The following is an 18138-nucleotide window of genomic DNA, read 5'->3' as shown; positions in this document are numbered from 1 at the left end:
GTGAAGGATAGAAATGAGAGTGAGATTATTTAATAGTTTGAAATTAGCATTACTTATATGTTTTGTTGCAATGTTATATGGATGTGCAGCCAAGCAGAGTTTGCAGCAGGTTAAGATTAATAACGACTTTTCTCCCAGTGTTTATGCTGTTAGTCCAGAAGATAAGGCTACTTTTGCCAAACTGCAGCTTGAATATATGGCTGGGGATCGAGATTTCAAGTTTGATTGGTATGTGATTAAGAGTAATCCTGAAGCCGCCAAATATTTTCTTGATAAGGATATAGCCAGTAAAACTCGCCTGAAGCTAAATCATGCTCTTAGTATGCGGGCAATAGCTATGGAAACACTTCTGGAATCTGGTGATAATACATATTTTAATGAGTACTGGAAGTATGCAAATGATCCAAGTTCGCAGGTATCTTTCCATTATAGTTTAGATTTTATAACAAAAGTGGCAATGTATCATGCTGGTAAGGGCGACCCTGATTTTCAGCTCTTTATAACTAAGGCAATGGCTTTTAAAAATGAAAAAAATCTTGCTCGTGAATATTATATTGATTTTGTAGTAAATCCCAGATCAAAGGCTCAGCATAAAGTAGATCTGGCTCTTGAAGTTGGAAATCATTTTTTTGATAAAAAAGATTTTTCGAATGCTGCGCAGTGGTACAGTGCATGTATAAATGCATACTTAAACAATCAAGATGAAATATTGGCAGCAAGAAAGAATGAAGCCTTTGTGATTGCGAGCATTCAATCCAGATTCGGTTACAATAAGACCATCAATGAAATTATTTCTAAGCTTGAGAAGAGCGAGCGGCATGACTTAGACCATGTAAAAGAGCGGTTGGGGATAATTCGTGATGCTGGGTACAGCGTAATACCGATTTCTGATGAAACAGATCTTAATTAACAGTGTTATGTGATCTTGTTAGATTCCATGCTCATCAGGTAGAAGTGACTGACTATCACAGTTAGGGAGGAAAACATGGCAGATTTCAGCCCCATTCATCCCGGTGAGATTTTACTGGAAGAATTTATGGAGCCGTATGAGTTAAGCCGCAACAAGCTGGCTGCAGCTCTTTGCATCCCGGCGCAGCGCATAGGGCAGATTGTGAAGGGCCAGCGGGCCATAACAGTTGATACCGCCCTTAGGCTGGCAAAGTTCTTCGAAACAACTCCCCAGTTCTGGCTGAACCTTCAGTTGCGGTATGATCTGGAAGTTGCGAAGGATGAAAAGCTTGAATTACGGATTGAGCGGGAAGTAAGAACCTGTAAGGAGCTTCATTTCTGCGTGTAGATAAAACGGGCTATGAATGATGAAAGCCGGAACTGCCTTGGGCGGTTCCGGCTTTTTGGATGGTAATCCAGTCCATTCTTCCTGCTGTTTGACGACTCTCCAGAAGCGGTGGTGGATAAAGGCTAAATGAAGTTAGTAGTTTTTGAGTAAAAATGTTGAAATGTCTTTTTCATTGTTTAGAGAATTGTCAATAATTTTTAATCGCTCTTTGTATTGTTTTATAGTGTCGTCTGTAAGTGCTGATGTGGATAATTCCCCTTCTAGAGCTTCTTTTTCTAAAATAACTGTATATCTTCTTTCTGTGAGGTCTATTTTATCTAAAAGATTTAAGCATGCCTTAAATTTCCCTTGTTTGTTTAAATATTTGCAAAAAAGAGTTGTTCTGATGTTGAATCTAATTGCAGGGTATATTGCGTCAAGGTACTTGAATAATTCATTAGCATCGTGGAGTTTGTTTAGTTTTAGACAGCAGTCAATTAAATTAATAATCATTCCAAATGAAGGCCGAGCTATTTTGGTAAGAGCATCGTGTGCATGTCTATACGCATCATCATGTAGTCCAAATATTCCATTAACAGTAGAAAGACGATGTAGATAAAATGGTTCATCATCTACTATTTTTAAATCATTAAGTAGTTGCTCTGCTTTTTTCTGCTCGCCAGCAAGCGCGGCAATTTTTATTGCAAGATCGAGGCAAAATTTATTGTCAGGAGTTTTTTGCAGAGCTGAATTTATGTTTATTTGAGCTTTTTCTAAGTCATGAAGACCGAAATGGCATAGTGCTAATTCTCTGTATATAGCTGCGCCTTTACGTTTGTGCTCTAATGAATTCTCATAGTGATTTATAGCATCTTGTAGATTGCCTCGCTTTCGTTCAAGAAACCCAAGTAAGTAAAATACATCTCTAGTTGGCGCGATTGTTTGTAATTTCGTAATTGCTACTTTGGCATCCTCCCACCTTTCTTCTTGGATTAACGCTTTTATATAATATTCGTGGGTAGAAACTACTTTGTTATTAATTTCAAATACCTTAAGCGAATATTCAATAGCTTTCCTGAACTCTCTATTCTGGTAGCTAAGTGCAACTAGATTGACTAAGTCAGATGTAAGACTAATTGCATTTTTAGAGGTTGTAGTCACCTCCTCGTTTTCCTGTAGCCTATATAAAACTCTGCTAAGTGCTAATTTCGACTCGTCTTTTTTGTTTTCGGATATATACGTATCCAAGCTGACAAATATTTTATTTAGATCAAGAGGATTTTCCAGTGTTATGAATCTATGAACTGCATCTGAAATTGGGTCGGCGATGTAATAAAAATTATCGTCAATGCGTATGAATGCTGAATCTATAAGGCCTATTATTGCATCGCCAATGTTGTCATCTCCGACTATATCAGCCAGCACTGTCAGCGGTAACGGATTGTAGGTCGCTAAAGCTTTAAGTAATTTCTTTTGATCGTGTGATAGGTCTGTTCTCAGTAAGTGATTTTTGTAATACTGTGCTTTAAATGTAATTAAATTATACTTATCTTTCAATAAAAGATCCACTCCGTATTCTTTGGCTTGGTCTATAGCCATTTTAGCTACGAACGGAACGCCTCCAATGTAATCTCCGAGTTCTTTTATTGCAGATGGAGAAATAGATAGGTCTTTTTTCTTTGCAAGTTTTGCTAGTAATCTTTTTGTGTCTTTTTCGGATAGTTGTTCTATTTTTAGATTTGCGATTGCAATGCTTGGGTCAAGATATAATTTACGTGTCGAAACCAGAAATAAATTGAAATCTTTTTCTGGAGTCATATGTTTGATGATTTTGTTAACGCTAGGGCTTAAGTATCCTTCTTCTGTTAATAGTCCATATGCATCGATAAGACACACTAATTCTTTGTTTTTTCTAAGCGCAAGTAGATTCTGAGATACCCTTTTTAGAATGTCTTCTTCTGTTGATGCGTATATTTCTTTTTTAATACTGTTCAATCCTTCTATTGTTGAGTATGGCTCTATTGTGTCAGCAATTTTAAATGCTATATCTTGAAGCTCATCACCATCCTCAATGGAGATAAAAAGAGCTCTGCTCATTTCTGTAAGACTCAAGCATTCATTCTTTAAGAAAGTTTTACGTCCTATTCCAGGCAGACCGTATATATTTGCGAAACTAATTTCTTTATCACTATCAAATGGAGTCAGCATGTCGCTTAGTTCGTTTTTTTGAGAAATCCTATCTATTAGTACTGATGTGTCGCTTTGCGCAATTCTTTGCTTAATCAACTCATGTTTAATTATTCTAGCGATAGCTTTTCCTGAATTTTGTCTTTCTATTTTTGCTCTCTGCATCCAAACAGGTAAATCTTTATAGGAAATATCTGAGTCAATAATAAAAATAAGCGTCTTGCTGATGTTGTTTAGTATTGTGTTGCGTCGCGCTTCATTTATTTCAAATCTAACGTAGAATGACTCGATTGATTTTTTGCTTGCAAATAATACAAATATTTTTGTCTTTTCAATGGATTCTTCCATGCTTTGGATAAAGCAAACTCCATTTTCAAAGTCATTAGTATCATATATGCAGTAAAGTTTTGTTAGTTCTTTTGCTACAGTACCTACGATTTGTTTGTCCGTTGATGAATGTGACAAGAAAGCTTTCATTTTTACTCCACTGGTTTTAATCTGATTTGTGTTTGATCAGATTGGTGTATGAAAACAGATGCAATAATATTAAGAGCGCTCCGCGAATAAAGATTTATTTTGATATTGACTGCGAGTGTATACATTTGTTGCTAGAACGTAATATGTGATTGTTTTTCATATTACAATCCATCATTCTATTTAAAACATCAAAAAATTTTCCCGTCCGGCCCATACAAACCACGGAACCAAACGGGAAAAGATCTCTCAGTTAACCTGCTCTCTTCTGATCCTGGCCAAACTCGGTATTTCCCTCTCCCGAGTCTCCGGCAGTGATATTCAGGATGGCTTTCTGAATCGTTTCAGGGTCAGCCCTTAGCTCTTCAAGCATGGCTTTCGCCTTCTGCATTCTGCGGATGATCGGGTCTTCTTCCTGATCTTCGATCCGTGAATATAGCATTGGGCCCTTTCCGGCCAAAAGCCAATTCAAATTTACATCTGTAGTCGCAGCCCAGTTTGCAAGGGTTTTTGCGTTGGGCAATGCTGTTCCTGAGAAATATGTGGACATGGTTTTGCCCGTGATTTCACCAGCTTTTGCCAACTGAGTCTTATTCCACCCCTTTAATTCGATAAGAAGCTCAAGACGTGCTGCGAAATCTTTTTCTACAAAATCGCCCATAGATTACAAATTTTCCTTGTTATGGAGTAAAAATTTAGATAATTCTTACTTAAATGTTTGTGTGTTTTATAAAATAAGTAACTCAAACCTCAGCGCGTTAAGGAGGTCTAAGTTGTCGTTAACATTTACTATTGATTCAGAGCAAAGTAAACGGTTCGCCCTTGATTTCTGGTTCCGGTCCAAAGGAATCAAGAAAAAGGACTTTGCCGAAAAGATGAATGTCTCCTCTCAGCGTTTCTCTCAGATCCTGAAGGGTGATTACGTCAGCGGTGCCGTCTTCGACAGACTCAAGGATGTCGAGATTGATGGCCACAAAATTCCGCGTGAACTCATCCCCCTTCCAGCCTCCCCCAAGAAGCTTGGGCGCAAGACCGGGGGGCAGGATGAATAACTTCCACTCCATCCTCAATTTCCTCGACAGTCCGGCAGCCGGCCTGATTCTCGGCCTTTTAGTGATTCTGCTTGTACTCGGGTTTCAGACATGGCGGGACAGCAGGGCTGTTCCCGATTTTCTGAAGCTCCCTGCGTTTTCCCGTCGTCGCAAGCGGGCTCCGCTGGACGAAACCCTTTCCGTAGCCCTTACCGCCGAACTCAAGGATGAGCTCGTGCGCATATCCGGTAATCAGCAATCGAAGTACGTGCGTGCTTCGGTGCGTCTGGCACTCCCGATACTTAAAGCTCACCCAAGTATAGTTGATATGCTGGATGAGGAGTAATCTCAATGCTGAGTGCTGATTGCGTTGTGCTGATATTACAGCTGGTTATTCGGGGAGATTTCATAAGTTTTCTTTCTGGCTTGAAGGCGGGCGCATTCCTGCCTTCAGGCGAGGAATAAAGCAAAATGAACGGAGGTTTTCATGCGCAAGATAGCAGTCTGCATCTCCAAGGGAGGTGTGGGCAAGACAACTACCGCAGTCAATCTTTCTCATGGTCTGGCCATGCGCGGCCGCAAGGTCCTGCTCGTGGATCTCGATACTCAGGGGCAGGTGCAGCGGTTCTTCGGGCTGAACAACAAGAGCACCATGACGGACCTTATCCGCGGTGTTGCGCTGCAGGACTGTCTGGTTCAGGCCCGGGAGAACCTGCAGATTATTGCCGGAGGTCCGGAGCTGGCCGCGCTGAAGGAATGGATAGCAACCCGCTCCATGAAAAGGGAAATGGTCATATCCGAGCTGCTGCGCCCGCTGGAGGAAATGGATCTGGATTACGTGATTCTGGACACCTCTCCGGGCTGGGATCCGCTGAACGTGAACGTGTTCTTCTACGCTGACGAGTTGCTGTGTCCGGTCTCGCTGGCGACCATGTCCATGGACGGGATGAAGGAATTCGGCGTTCATCTTAGCGAGGTTCAGCATTACCGGGACGATATAGCGATCAACTATGTGGTTCCCACATTCATGGATAGGCGCGAGAAGCAGTGTGCAGAAGTTCTGGAGCTGCTCCAGAAGCATCTCGGTGAGCTGGTGACAGAAGTGATTCCGAAGAATGTCCGGCTATCTGAATCCTTCGGGCACGGCCAGACGGTATTTGAGTACGCGCCCGGCTGTCCCGGGGCAGAGGCATACGCAAAACTGGTTGATCTGGTGGATGGCCATGTCCGGTAGGAAGGAAACTCCGGATCCTTTTGAAGGGGCCTTGTTCGGACGTGGGAAGTCCCTGCCGGAAAACGGCAAGGCGTCAAGCCGTCATGACGTCATAGCGGCAGAGGAGAAGGGCGGTGGGGCAGCTGAGTGTGCAAAGCCGTTCAAGCTTACATCTTATATAGATGCGGACCTGAATGACGAGGCGGATCTGGCGGTGGTCAGGCTCAAGAAGCGAGTTGGCAAAGTAAGCAAGTCCATGCTGGTGGAGGCGGCCCTGCGGATCTGTCTGGCCGATCCTGCCGGCAGCGGTCTGGAAGCTGCTTTGAAGGAGCGAAACGGAAAATGACAAAGAACATTAATGCACGGCGTATGCGTCAGGCCATAGATAACCGGCAGCTGCATGTCCTGCTGTCCATGATTGATTCGGGGATTGATCTGCTTACCGCGAATCCGGTCATGACAGACAGGCGGATTGATTCGGCTCTGGAGACAATCGGTCGGCATCGGAAGGCTGCTCTGGCAAAGTTGGATCCGCTCGACAGTTACAGGGCGGTGAAGGCGAAGGACGATTCATTTAATCGAATCAAGGAACTCATCGAGGAGATGTTTCCGGATAATGAATTCGGTTCTGAAGAGTGGATGCACTTCTGGCTGGCAGTCCACATGCTGGTCTGCGATGCGCTGATCATGAAGGTGAGGCCGGGGAACAAAGCCTCCTGGCGTTTTATGGAAATGGCGATGCTCAAGCTGATCAGGGTTCTTGCCGGCAACAAGGTGCATGAACTCTATGAGACGGGGCCTGTTGGTGAAACCGAACCGCTGCTGGGTACTTCAGTGGGTGAAGCCTTGCACAGCGTTGTGTGGAGTGAGTGATGGGACTTGATGATTTCAAGAAAGAACTGGGTCAGCTCTGCGAAAGATATGCAGGCAGTCTTTCTCCTGCATTTCCTGATGAACTTAAGGAGGCCATGGAAAAGGCATTTCGCACAGAAATGCTCCCTGTGTTTGAAATGGAACGAATCAAGCGGAGGGAAAATCTTAATACCCGGGAAGTGTCTCTACTCTATGGCGAAAGTGAGCCTACATTGCGAAAGATGAGGGTCGAAGGGCGCGGGCCAAGATTTATTAAACGAGGCGCATCTGTTTTGTACCGCCGGACTGACCTTGATGAATATTACAAGGCTAGACTGGTTCGCACTACTGACCAGCCGAATTGAAAATTTCCTGCACAAGATTGGAGGCATCGCGCTTCTGGTCGGGGCAGAGATGGGCATAGCGGTTAGCCATTTCCTGGGTGCTGTGCCCGAGCAATTCGGCAATCACGTAAAGCGGAACACCTTTTGTGGCCATCCATGAAGCATATGTGTGTCGCAATGAATGGAAAACAAACTTTTGCCGTCTGTCATTTACACCATTGTTGAAGCCTAGTTCAGCCACAACACGTTCAAATGTTGCACTGGGGGCTTGAATACGATCACCTTTAACAGTTGTAAAAATATGTCCATCAAAACTTTTTCGAGGTATTTGCACCAAAATTTCACGGACCGTATCAGTCATGAGTGCGTGTCTGTCGCCGGTTTTGGCGTCCAGAACTGTTATGGTGCTGGCGTCCATGTTGATGTCCGGCCATTTCAGAGCGGCTATCTCTCCGAAGCGCATACCTGTGTGCAAACTTATTGCGGTAATGGCATAGGTCTGGAAGCTTCTCTGTTTGAGGGCGTCCAAAAGCGTCTTGGCTTCATCAGCAGTAAGGTAACGTGTCCTTCTGTTGCTCACGCTGGGCATGGATATTCTTGTTATGGGATTGATGCCGTCCCAGTGTCCCCATTGGATGGATTTGTTGATGACTCTTCTGATCTGTCCGAGAATGTGTTTGACCGTTTGTGCACTGAGTCTGTCAGCAAGGACGTTTTTGAGATCTTGAAGATCGTCTGGAGACAGCTTTTCCAGTGCGATATGTCCAATCGTCGGGCCGATATGGTTGTCGTGTCTGGATATGTCGTTGGTTTTGGATTTACTTGTTTCCGGAAGGTGCTTGTCCCGGTACATTGCCCAGGCCTGGTTGTACGTTATATTCTGGACGGAACCGATTTTGCCGGTGTTGACCTTGTTCAAGCGTTCTGTTCGAATGTTGTGGGCTCTGGTGGCGGTAAAGCCTTGGCTTTTCCATCCGATTGTTTCCCATATCTTTTTGCGGTCTTTGGTTTTGTATGTTATTTCAAAGCAGACATCAGGTTTTCCGTCGAATCTTTTGTCCTTGGACTGCCGCTGATAAACGCCGGTGAACTTGGTTCTTATTCTATTCATTCTCTGCTACCCAATTGCTACCCAAAATCGGATTTTGCTACCCCAATGCTACCCTGTTGCGTATTGATTATAAATACGCATAAATTAAAAATGTCAACAAAATCGGTGCTTATAGCAGAGATATACGCTTGTATCTTTGTCGGTACAACTGTTGAAACAGCCTCCGGAGCTGAAGGTCACAAGTTCGAATCTTGTATTGCCCGCCAATATATGAAACTATACAGTCCAGTACTGTTTATTAAGACCCTGAATTTCAGGGGCTTTTTTTGTTTTTGTATCCATATGTGTCCATATGGATTTACTCGTATCCTCGTTGCTCCGTGTATATTTCTGTGTATATTGCTCAGTCAGGCACCCGCCAGTATACACATTTAAGATTTAGGAGGAACGGCTATGCTACTGACCGTTAAGAAGATAGAGAGAGCCCCTGCGAAAAGCAGAACATATGACCTGAATGATGGTAACGCACTATACGTTCGGATTAAGCCAACAGGCGGCAAATCATTCATATACAGATTCCGTAGACCAGACACAGGTAAACAAAGAGTCCTTACCTACGGAATGTTCCCAGACATATCCTTAAAAGAAGCACGACTGATGCATGCCGAAGCCAAGGCACTGATAGCCAAGGGTATTGATCCTAGTGAAAATAAAAAGCAGAATCGTATTCAATCGTCAGGAGAAAACCTCTTTAAAAGTATTGCCGAGCAATGGCTTGAACGCAATAAACCTGATTGGAGCCAAAAGACTTACCGCACCAACTCAGGACGGCTGACAAACCATGTATTCCCATACATCGGCTCAATGCCCATTGCTGAAATTTCAGCACAGAACATCCTGACCCTGCTGCACAGGATAGAATCAAAAGGCACCATAGAAACGGCTCGGCGGGTATCCTCGCTCTGTTCACAAGTGTTCAGGTACGCCGTGTTTCTGGACAAAATCGAATACGACCCAGTTCAAAGGGTTAAAAAAGCCCTTCCCCCTCTCAGCAAAACCAAAAAGCACAGAGCATACCTGAACAGCCCCAAAGAAATCGGCGGATTGGTACGCGCACTTGAAGGCTACACTGGACACTACATTGTAAAACAGGCCCTGCGTGTTGGCCTGTATACTTTCACGCGCTCCATTGAGGTGAGGGGCATGGAATGGGACGAGGTAGATTTCGAGAACAAGGAATGGCGCATACCAGCCGAGCGCATGAAAATGAAAGAACCGCACATCGTACCGCTTTCGAGGCAGGTTATGGACATCCTCACCGAAGTAAAAGCCCTGAATCATCCCTCAAATTATGTTTTCCCAAGTATTTTCAGCACAGCTAAAATCCTTTCTGAAAATACCTTTAACGTTGCCTTGCGCCGTTCTGGCTACACAAAGGAGCAGCTTTGCTTCCACGGTTTCAGGGCGACATGCGCCACGAGGCTTTACGAACAGGGTTGGGCAGGAGATGTGATCGAAAGACAGCTAGCGCACGTTGAGCGCAACGGAGTAAAGGCATCATACAACCATGCCACGCACCTCGAAAATCGCCGCAAGATGATGCAATGGCTTGCTGATGACTTTGATAATTTGCGAGATGGGGGCAAGGTTATCCCACTTTATAAGACAGCATAACTATGTGCGTCTGTTGAGAACTAAAAGAAATATATCACACCTGAATTATGACTTCATTTATAGAAAAATCGTGGTATAATTGCTGATAAAAAACAAAATTTAAGAGGTGGAAAATGACTACTGAAAAGAAAAGGCTCGAATCGATAACAGATAATTTTATGCAGAAATTGGATGAGCTAGAAGAAATAGAACGACCTGATCCATCACGGGTCCTTTCTATGCTGAGCCTAAAAGAAGAAATTGACTACCTTTTAGTAGACAAAGAAAAAAATGAAGCAGAAATAGCCCTACTCAAAGCCGAAATTGATGAGCTATATGAACAGCTCAAAGGTAAAAAGCTGAAATCCCCCACTATCAAAGACTGGAACAAGAAAATGCCCGATGTTATAGATGCGACATTTAAACTTTATTTTGCGTGGCTCAAAATTGGTATGGGACGCACACATAAAGAAATTGAAGAATTCACCGGAATAAAAAGCCCCAAAGGCTTCTTAGTAGACAGGGGCACAACTAAAGAAACATTAAAACAAACAAAAAATAAGGGATTCACTGATGAGCAAGTAATATTTATCACAGGATTAAAAACACCGTTACGCCGCGCACTAAGAAAAAGCATAGCCGCCTGTAAGTACAAACCCATAAAAATAAGGCCGAAGAAATAGGGTTTAAAAAATTGAACTAGTCATTTTTTTTGTACCATAAGATCTTAATACAACTGACTAATCTAAAAAAGAACAACTCAAATTTAGTCGTTATGACAATTGTAATATTTTCCCACAAATTACCATAAAATCTTCATCCTAAAACAACTCTCGCCCCGTTGAAATCTTAGGATTTATCACAAAATCCACTTCACCGGGGCGAGATCTTTTTTGTCTTCTAAAAAACATCTAGATAGCCATATCCAGTACCAACCCATAGAATCTCTTCATGTTTTTAAACGTCCATCCAAGGACAAAACAAGGAGAGATCACTTATGAATATCACGCCTATCCCCTTTCCTGAAATTGGCTTTCTGCGGCTGGAGCAGGTGTTGCAATTCATACCCATCAGTAGGTCTGCTTGGTGGCAAGGAGTCAAAGACGGACGATATCCTCAGCCATACAAACTTGGGCCAAAAACCACGGCATGGCGCGCGGACCACATCCGTTCACTTATAGACGAACTCGGAAAGGAGGTGGCGTAATGAGTCCATGACACCGAACGAAAAGTAATTCGGCATCACTGGATACAAAGCTCTCTCTGGCTTCAAAAGCCTTTAAGAAAGCATACTGCTTGATGCTGATCAGGCGAAAGCAGCTATCCCTCTTCGCCAAAACAGGGATAACCGCTTTCAACCTGAAAAAAGGTAAGTCTCTGCCCTTAGAGATTGGACAACCTGAGGCAGGGCTCGCGAACCAAAACAACAATCCCATTATGGGACGCATGCTTTGAGGGACTATATTAAAAGCTTGTATTGGCGGAAGTCAACAGAAGTCGCTCTTTCAAAGCATGTGAACACTCTATTAAGGAAGAGACAATGAAAAATAGTATAAAACAAATGACTTATGCTTTCCATGAGGGCCAACAAAAGGGCCTTATTCCAAATGTAAAGAATGAGATCAGGTTTGTATTTGATGACTTCGTTCACATCGCCGTTTCTTACTCAACAGCAGAACTGAAATCAGGAAAAACTATCGCAGCAGGTGCCGCAAGCATTTATGCTGATGGTGACTTCTCAACAGACTCTCAAATCGGAATTAGCCCAAGAGGTCCAGCCGCAGAACTGGCAGCCACTTTGAGCGCAATTAATCTCTTCCCTCGTGAACGTATGATATGCGTTTATAGTCAATCTTCCTACCTAATAGATGCTTTCAGAAAAGGCTGGATTGAGAAGTGGAAACTGAACAATTGGCAAAAGGATTCAGTCACAACAATTCGTAATGCCGACATTTGGAAGGAATTGTATCGCGCCAATAGAGAACGCAGCATCACATGGCTAAAAGCAGATAAAAAACTTGTGGCCGAAACGAAGGCTGTTGCACATGCAAAAGCCTTGGATCGTAAAAACTCTATTGAAAACTCCTCTCGATAACCACCATGAATAATTAAGTCTCGCTACTTGGGTTAATGAGTGAAATCTAGAACAAGGCTTGCTGCTAAAGACCAGGATTCCCAGCACAGGCATGTACAAAATTCAGTGCTGGGCTATGCTGGAAAACTATCGTCACTAGCAATGAATTGGGGGGAGAATCTTCTCCCACTTATAAAAATTAAAAAAATCGAGAGTAAATATAATGACAGAATTAAGTTTAATTCAGGGGGCTGCGGCTTCTGACGTAAATACCGGTCTTGAGTCAATAGTGGCTCAGGGAAACAGGAATGAAATTCCATTGAATGTGTTTGTGGGGTACAATTTAGGCTACAAAACTTTAACGGCCTCGCTGCCCATGGACAAGTTTTATGACATGTCTGCTGTCGCTAACTGTAATGAGGAAGAAAGAGCACAGCGAGACATATCTAAAGCACATGCATGGAGTCTTAGCTCTTACATTTTAAAAGGAATCCTTAATTCCGTTGTCAAAAAATATATTGCTGACGGAAAGGAAGTGCCCGAAGCTTTCCATCAAGCTCAGGAAAAATTAGGAGTTCAACCATATATGGGCTTACAACCTCTGGTTGTAAATCTTAGAAGTTGTAAGCCGGATGGGTCGGACCTTTGCGGACAAAGCATTAAGTTCAACGATGAAATCGTGGGATATAAACTGCTGCTTGCCCGCAGAGATCGTCTATGGGTTATTGATGGGCAACATCGAAGACAGGCAATGCAGAATGTTATTAACTTCTTGGATAATATTTGTAGGAGTAGGCAGTATCCTCTCAAAAATGAAAGCCTTTATCCGTATAAGGAAAATAAAACGGTTTCTGATGAGATGATGGAAGTCTGGAGGGAGTGTTCAGACACAGCATTTGGGCTTTGTAATGTGCAGATTGAAATTCATCTGGGGCTTAACATTTCACAGGAACGTCAGTTGTTTACTGATATGAATCTTCATACAAAGCCGGTTGATAAGGCTACTGTGGCAAAGTTTGACAGTTCAAATCCTGTGGTCCTGTTTACTAAGGAAGTGTTGCTGTCAGAAGCAATAGGAATTCGTCTCACTGACAAAATGCCTAAGGATTGGGGTAAAGACACAGGCGAAGTCGCATTGAATGATGCTATTCGTGTTAGCAGTCTGATTTTCACAGGCAACGTGGGCTATGGGGCTGTCACTCCAGCTCAGCTGGAAGGCAGGCGGGTCACGGCTCGCAGATTTTGGGAGTGTGTAGTAAAAATTAAAGATTTTGGCGAAGAGCAGGCTCGTAATAAAACAGTCGCGGCCCAGCCGATTGTTTTAAAATCACTTGCTAAACTCACTTACGATTGTGCTTTCGGGCAAAATAAAGATGCGGAGCAATTAGAATTGCTCTTTTCTAAAATCGAAGAAATCGATTTTACGCATGAGAATCCAGTTTGGCGGTATTACGATTTATCCGAAGAAGAAATCAGTGAAAAGGGCCTTGGGGGACTTAGAGAATACCTGCTTGAAGATTCAAATGGGACAAAGAGAAATATGGGAGTTTATAATCAAACATCAAATACCATGAACTTTGCTGGGCAAGACAAAGACAAAATGAAAATTATTGGAGATATGATTCGCTATATGTGTGGATTGGCTTCTCGTGAAAAAACGAAGTAGAAAGTTGAGGGAATAGCCTCTACAATATAAGAGCGGAGACTGTCTTCTTTGTGAAGGCAGTCTCCTGTGGGGGGGATAATATATTATGGTAAGTTGTGTGTTGTGAATAAAAAAAGCACCTCGAAAGGTGCTTGTAGTGTTAAGTGCGCATGGGTTCACGTAGAACATTTTGACGATATGTTCCTAGCTGGCCTCACCCATGTAAAATGTCTTGATTTTGCTCAGTTAAATACGCACATATTCCTTTTTTATCTCATATGTCTGTAATATGTGTATGGGCATTAATCTCAGAGCATACTCCCTTAAGGTCATATTCAAAGCGGGCTAGTGTAGGGAAGGGGAAATTTAGCAGAATATGGCAATGATCATACTTTTCATTGATCTTGTATCTATCATGTCGTTCTTGATTTCAAAAAAACATTAGCCCACCGAATTTATAATTCAATTCCTTCTTCATGGGCTTGTATATATTGTCTGCTATATTTTGAGCAAATGCAGTATGTTCGTACTGTTGTTTTGTAGCTACTGTGAGCATGTGTGTAAAATGAAATTCAGTAGCTAATCACTCTATAAAGATTTGATCGTATTTCTTTTTTTCATGTCAATCTATTTTATGATTTCTCATTTAATATTCCTCTTTTTAATTGTTATTCAAAAATTAGGCATGAGCATATCAATAAAGATGATCGTAATGATCAACTTCATAAGAGCACATGCCATAAATTAGACAGCCAGCGTAATTTAAGGCACAGATATATTGTCTCGTGTGCTTGTCGGTTTTTCTCCTTTTTCATGAATTGGCACCATATATATTTATAATAAAATAAAAATTGAACAATTGTAAATTCAAAGTATACATGAACCGGGGGTAAAGTCCATATATAATTCCAGTTTATGTCAATATAATCTCATGCGGTGCAATTATGTCTTGAATTGACGTTCAGTATAAGGTTTAAAAACATAACATTTAAAATATGAGTACAAGTGTTAAACATGTGAATTGTGAGTAATGTGAATGATTAGAAACGTCTTTTGAATTAAAATGTATGCAAATTGTAATTAATAGACAAGGAAAGCCGCCCTGAATAATAATATGTACAGAACGGCTTTGGCAATATGCAGGTGTCACTAATATCTTTTCAGCAGAATAACTACATTTGAGATTTCTTATCAACATCTACTAGTTTGTACTGGAAGTTGTTGTCAATAATTGGGTCTTTGGTTCCAGTGACAACCTCTGCCTCTCATAGTTTTATCAATATGGCTATATATCCAGACAATGAGTAATCAGACTCACTGCTTCACTTGTAGATATTGTTGTATGACTGCATATCAAGATATACCATTATAGACTTATTTCGTTTCATATCTTTCTCCTATTTTGTATTCATTGCGTAAATTTTCATTATTGGTAGTTAAAGTTTGTATCCCTTACAGGTCAGTGCCATTCGCAATCAATAATTTCGTAAAATGTGAATCAATAATATGTTTCATTTTAATGATTATATTTATTTATGATAAAAATGTTATTTTGAATTTTTGAGAGCAATAGGTGTATAATGCAGATCTAATATGCATATGGTGTTAAGATAGAGTGTAGTCTATCTTTGCAGAGTGTTAGCTCTTGATAAATTGTATGTCTAGAGTTGTTTTGTCTTTTACTTTACATATGTAAAGTCATTTCCTAGAGGTTAATTAACATCTTTTGGAGGAATTACATATGGGACAGAAAATAGGATACGTTAGAGTGAGCAGCTTGCTCCAGAACTCAGAACGACAACTTGCGGATGTACAGCTTGACAGAATTTTTGAAGATAAAATTTCCGGCAAAGATCGAGAGCGTCCTGCCTTAAATGATTGCCTCGGGTACGTAAGGGAAGGGGATCAACTTTTCATCCACTCAATTGATCGTTTGGCCCGCAACCTGAAAGATTTACAAAGTATCGTTGAGGGCCTTTCCGAAAAAGGTGTTGCGGTCCACTTCATAAAAGAAAATCTTCTTTTCGATGGGCAGGTTTCCCCTCTACAGAAATTGATGTTTCAAATGTTGGGCGCATTTGGCGAGTTTGAGCGGAACTTGATTCGAGAGAGGCAGGCTGAGGGAATCGCTATTGCTAAACAGAAAGGCAAGTACAAGGGCCGCAAACGGGCTTTGAGTGATGAGCAGGTGGCGGAGATTAAGGGACGCATAATCAGCGGAGAAAAGATTGCTCATGTGGCGCGGGAGTATGGGGTTTCGCGGGTGACGGTTTATAAGAATATTTCAGCGACTTAACCGCATGTCTCTTAGGCTATAAATATCGCAACTCAGAATATTAGTCTACAAGTATACATTAACCATTGACCAAATTATTTGGTTCTGTACTCGATAGGTGTTGAGAAACTGGAACATTCTGTAATGTTTTAATATTTCCATGTCAGTTCGTCCTTCGAATCGGCGAAGCCCTGTTAATAAAGTTTGGAATTCTTAAACCCTTTTCAAAGGGTTTGAGCTCCCGAAGGGTCGCCGAAGGCATTTAATATAATTTCAACACAAACAGGTGACACAGCCAATTTTTTAGATCAACAAATTGAGCTATTGAATTCGTGATAGGTGAGCACTTATCTCTTTTGTAAACTAACTATTTAGGATAAAGGATTATATTGACCTTAGCCAATTTTTTACAAGTGCTTAAGATTATATCCCAACAAAAACATACAAATCTAATTCAATAAATAAAGCCATATCAAAAAAATAGAAACCTACAAGAAAACGAAGAAGATTCAGAACATTAATGCAACCCCAAAAAGAAACCTACCCAATAATAGATATTTTTGCTGGTCCAGGAGGCCTAGGTGAAGGCTTTTCTTCTGCTTCCGGCAAAACCAATAAGCCACTTTTCCACAGCTTAGCCTCTATCGAAAGAGATGAACATTCACATAATACTCTCCTTCTTAGGCATTTTTTTCGTAGCTTTCCCAACGAAAACGCTCCAGAAGAATACTATCTATATATGAAAGGAGATATCACTAAAAAAGAACTGTTCGACAAATACCCCAAACAATATGAAAAAGCCACCAAGAGTGCGCTCAGGATATCACTTGGAGCAGAGTCACATGATATTGTTAAGAATCTAATCCAGCAAAGATTAGTAAATGAAAAATGGGCCCTGATAGGGGGCCCGCCATGCCAAGCTTACTCTTTAGTTGGTAGGTCAAGAATGAAGGGAAGCTCTGACTTTGATAAAGATGAAAGACATTTTCTCTATCAAGAATATCTTAAAATAATTGTCGACCACCGTCCTCCGGTATTTGTAATGGAGAACGTCAAAGGCATGCTTTCAGCAAAGGTCAATGGAGAACCACTCATCGGAAAGATTATATCTGACCTTTCTAAACCTAAACAAGCACTTGAAAACAATGAAAATGGATTGTCATACAATCTTTATTCTCTTTCTAAGCCTGTGACCTCAAACGAAACCGTTGATCCACGTATCTTCCTCGTGAAAGCTGAAGAATACGGTGTCCCTCAAGCTCGGCACAGAATGTTCATTCTGGGTATCAGAAATGATATTAGAGTTAAACCGAACCTACTAATACGCCATTCCCCCCCCACAGTGAAAGAAGTGATAGGGAATTTACCTAAAATCAGAAGTGGCCTGTCACGAGAAACGGATTCTCCTACTAGATGGAGAGAAATAATTGAAAATTTCATCAATACAGATCTTGCAAAAGAAATGTCCAACTCGGATGATGCAAGCAAAGTCAGACAGGAACTACAAAAGTTATTAAAAGGAAAATTTCCAGAAAATAGATTTATCACGAAATACCCTGGTCCGATTAAAGGATCTCATCCGGTACTTAAAAGCTATTTTGATCCCCACTTAAGAGCTCTTTCTTCTCATGAATCCAAGGCCCACATGCCTTCGGATATACACAGATATTTATTTGCAGCACTATTTGGACAGGCCATCGACAAAAGCCCGAAGATGTCTGATTTTCCGGTAAGTCTGCTCCCTGCACATAAAAATGTTGATTTGGCCCGCATAGGGAAAATGTTTTCTGACCGCTTTAGAGTTCAATTATCCGATCGGGTTTCCACAACCATCACATCTCATATTGCCAAAGACGGGCATTACTTCATTCACTACGACCCAGCACAGTGTCGCAGCTTTACTGTTAGAGAGGCAGCTAGACTGCAAACCTTTCCAGACAATTATAAATTTGAGGGACCACGAACTGCTCAGTACCATCAGGTCGGCAATGCAGTTCCACCATACTTGGCAAAACAGATAGCTGAAATTGTTTATGACATTTTAGAAAGAATGGATTCATAGT

Annotated in this window: 18 protein-coding genes; 15 read left to right on the top strand and 3 right to left on the bottom strand. The window is 41.7% G+C overall.

Annotation, left to right across the window (positions count from 1 at the left end):
- Nucleotides 1-19 precede the first annotated feature (19 nt).
- A complete protein-coding gene (locus tag N7E73_RS18650) occupies nucleotides 20-910 on the top strand; it encodes a hypothetical protein (protein WP_432736460.1) in 891 nt (296 codons plus the stop codon).
- Between the two features lie 75 nt (nucleotides 911-985).
- Nucleotides 986-1297: a HigA family addiction module antitoxin gene (locus N7E73_RS18645; RefSeq protein WP_432736458.1), complete on the top strand. Its 312-nt coding sequence runs from the start codon at nucleotides 986-988 to the stop codon at nucleotides 1295-1297.
- A 132-nt stretch (nucleotides 1298-1429) separates the two neighbouring features.
- Here N7E73_RS18645 and N7E73_RS18640 read toward each other — a convergent pair whose 3' ends face one another.
- Together N7E73_RS18640 and N7E73_RS18635 are read right to left on the bottom strand one after the other, a co-directional pair.
- On the bottom strand, nucleotides 1430-3940 hold the full coding sequence (locus N7E73_RS18640; protein WP_432736457.1) for a TIR domain-containing protein: 2511 nt from the start codon (nucleotides 3938-3940) through the stop codon (nucleotides 1430-1432).
- 250 nt (nucleotides 3941-4190) lie between these two features.
- On the bottom strand, nucleotides 4191-4598 hold the full coding sequence (locus tag N7E73_RS18635; protein WP_432736456.1) for a helix-turn-helix domain-containing protein: 408 nt from the start codon (nucleotides 4596-4598) through the stop codon (nucleotides 4191-4193).
- Nucleotides 4599-4710: 112 nt separating this feature from the next.
- Between N7E73_RS18635 and N7E73_RS18630 the strand changes: the two genes are divergently transcribed.
- The 6 genes from N7E73_RS18630 (at nucleotide 4711) to N7E73_RS18605 (ending at nucleotide 7398) form a co-directional block, all read left to right on the top strand.
- Nucleotides 4711-4989: a hypothetical protein gene (locus N7E73_RS18630; protein ID WP_432736455.1), complete on the top strand. Its 279-nt coding sequence runs from the start codon at nucleotides 4711-4713 to the stop codon at nucleotides 4987-4989.
- Entirely contained in the window at nucleotides 4982-5314 is a 333-nt protein-coding gene (locus N7E73_RS18625; protein ID WP_432736453.1) for a hypothetical protein, read from the top strand. Before N7E73_RS18630 ends, N7E73_RS18625 begins: the two co-directional genes overlap by 8 nt.
- A gap of 141 nt (nucleotides 5315-5455) precedes the next feature.
- Nucleotides 5456-6202, top strand: coding sequence for a ParA family protein (locus N7E73_RS18620; RefSeq protein ID WP_432736452.1), 747 nt, complete (start codon nucleotides 5456-5458; stop codon nucleotides 6200-6202).
- Entirely contained in the window at nucleotides 6192-6527 is a 336-nt protein-coding gene (locus N7E73_RS18615; protein WP_432736451.1) for a hypothetical protein, read from the top strand. The genes N7E73_RS18620 and N7E73_RS18615 overlap by 11 nt, the downstream gene beginning before the upstream one ends.
- Complete coding sequence (locus N7E73_RS18610) at nucleotides 6524-7054, top strand: hypothetical protein (RefSeq protein ID WP_432736449.1); 531 nt, start codon at nucleotides 6524-6526, stop codon at nucleotides 7052-7054. Before N7E73_RS18615 ends, N7E73_RS18610 begins: the two co-directional genes overlap by 4 nt.
- Nucleotides 7054-7398: a helix-turn-helix domain-containing protein gene (locus tag N7E73_RS18605; protein ID WP_432736447.1), complete on the top strand. Its 345-nt coding sequence runs from the start codon at nucleotides 7054-7056 to the stop codon at nucleotides 7396-7398. Before N7E73_RS18610 ends, N7E73_RS18605 begins: the two co-directional genes overlap by 1 nt.
- On the opposite strand, the gene N7E73_RS18600 is transcribed toward N7E73_RS18605, so the two are convergent.
- Nucleotides 7379-8488, bottom strand: coding sequence for a tyrosine-type recombinase/integrase (locus N7E73_RS18600; protein ID WP_432736445.1), 1110 nt, complete (start codon nucleotides 8486-8488; stop codon nucleotides 7379-7381). The genes N7E73_RS18605 and N7E73_RS18600 overlap by 20 nt on opposite strands.
- A gap of 393 nt (nucleotides 8489-8881) precedes the next feature.
- Between N7E73_RS18600 and N7E73_RS18595 the strand changes: the two genes are divergently transcribed.
- From N7E73_RS18595 to N7E73_RS18565, 7 genes are all read left to right on the top strand, one after another.
- Nucleotides 8882-10102 carry a tyrosine-type recombinase/integrase gene (locus N7E73_RS18595; RefSeq protein ID WP_432736443.1) on the top strand — a complete coding sequence of 407 codons (1221 nt, stop codon included), beginning with the start codon at nucleotides 8882-8884 and terminating at the stop codon, nucleotides 10100-10102.
- A 113-nt stretch (nucleotides 10103-10215) separates the two neighbouring features.
- The gene (locus N7E73_RS18590; protein WP_432736442.1) at nucleotides 10216-10764 is read left to right on the top strand and encodes a hypothetical protein; all 549 of its coding nucleotides are present in this window, start codon (nucleotides 10216-10218) and stop codon (nucleotides 10762-10764) included.
- A 314-nt stretch (nucleotides 10765-11078) separates the two neighbouring features.
- Nucleotides 11079-11288: a helix-turn-helix transcriptional regulator gene (locus tag N7E73_RS18585; RefSeq protein ID WP_432736441.1), complete on the top strand. Its 210-nt coding sequence runs from the start codon at nucleotides 11079-11081 to the stop codon at nucleotides 11286-11288.
- Nucleotides 11289-11621: 333 nt separating this feature from the next.
- On the top strand, nucleotides 11622-12176 hold the full coding sequence (locus tag N7E73_RS18580) for an RNase H family protein (RefSeq protein ID WP_432736440.1): 555 nt from the start codon (nucleotides 11622-11624) through the stop codon (nucleotides 12174-12176).
- A gap of 202 nt (nucleotides 12177-12378) precedes the next feature.
- Nucleotides 12379-13821, top strand: coding sequence for a DNA sulfur modification protein DndB (locus tag N7E73_RS18575; protein WP_432736438.1), 1443 nt, complete (start codon nucleotides 12379-12381; stop codon nucleotides 13819-13821).
- Between the two features lie 1720 nt (nucleotides 13822-15541).
- Nucleotides 15542-16096 (top strand): recombinase family protein, encoded by a 555-nt coding sequence (locus tag N7E73_RS18570; protein WP_432736437.1) that lies wholly within the window; start codon nucleotides 15542-15544, stop codon nucleotides 16094-16096.
- A 499-nt stretch (nucleotides 16097-16595) separates the two neighbouring features.
- On the top strand, nucleotides 16596-18137 hold the full coding sequence (locus tag N7E73_RS18565; protein WP_432736435.1) for a DNA cytosine methyltransferase: 1542 nt from the start codon (nucleotides 16596-16598) through the stop codon (nucleotides 18135-18137).
- The last annotated feature ends 1 nt before the right edge of the window (nucleotide 18138 follow it).

It is taken from the genome of Maridesulfovibrio sp. FT414 (assembly GCF_050916235.1).
In the GTDB taxonomy this organism is placed as follows: domain Bacteria; phylum Desulfobacterota; class Desulfovibrionia; order Desulfovibrionales; family Desulfovibrionaceae; genus Maridesulfovibrio.
Note: the sequence above shows the minus strand (reverse complement) of the source record. Positions and strands in the feature narration are given on the sequence as shown.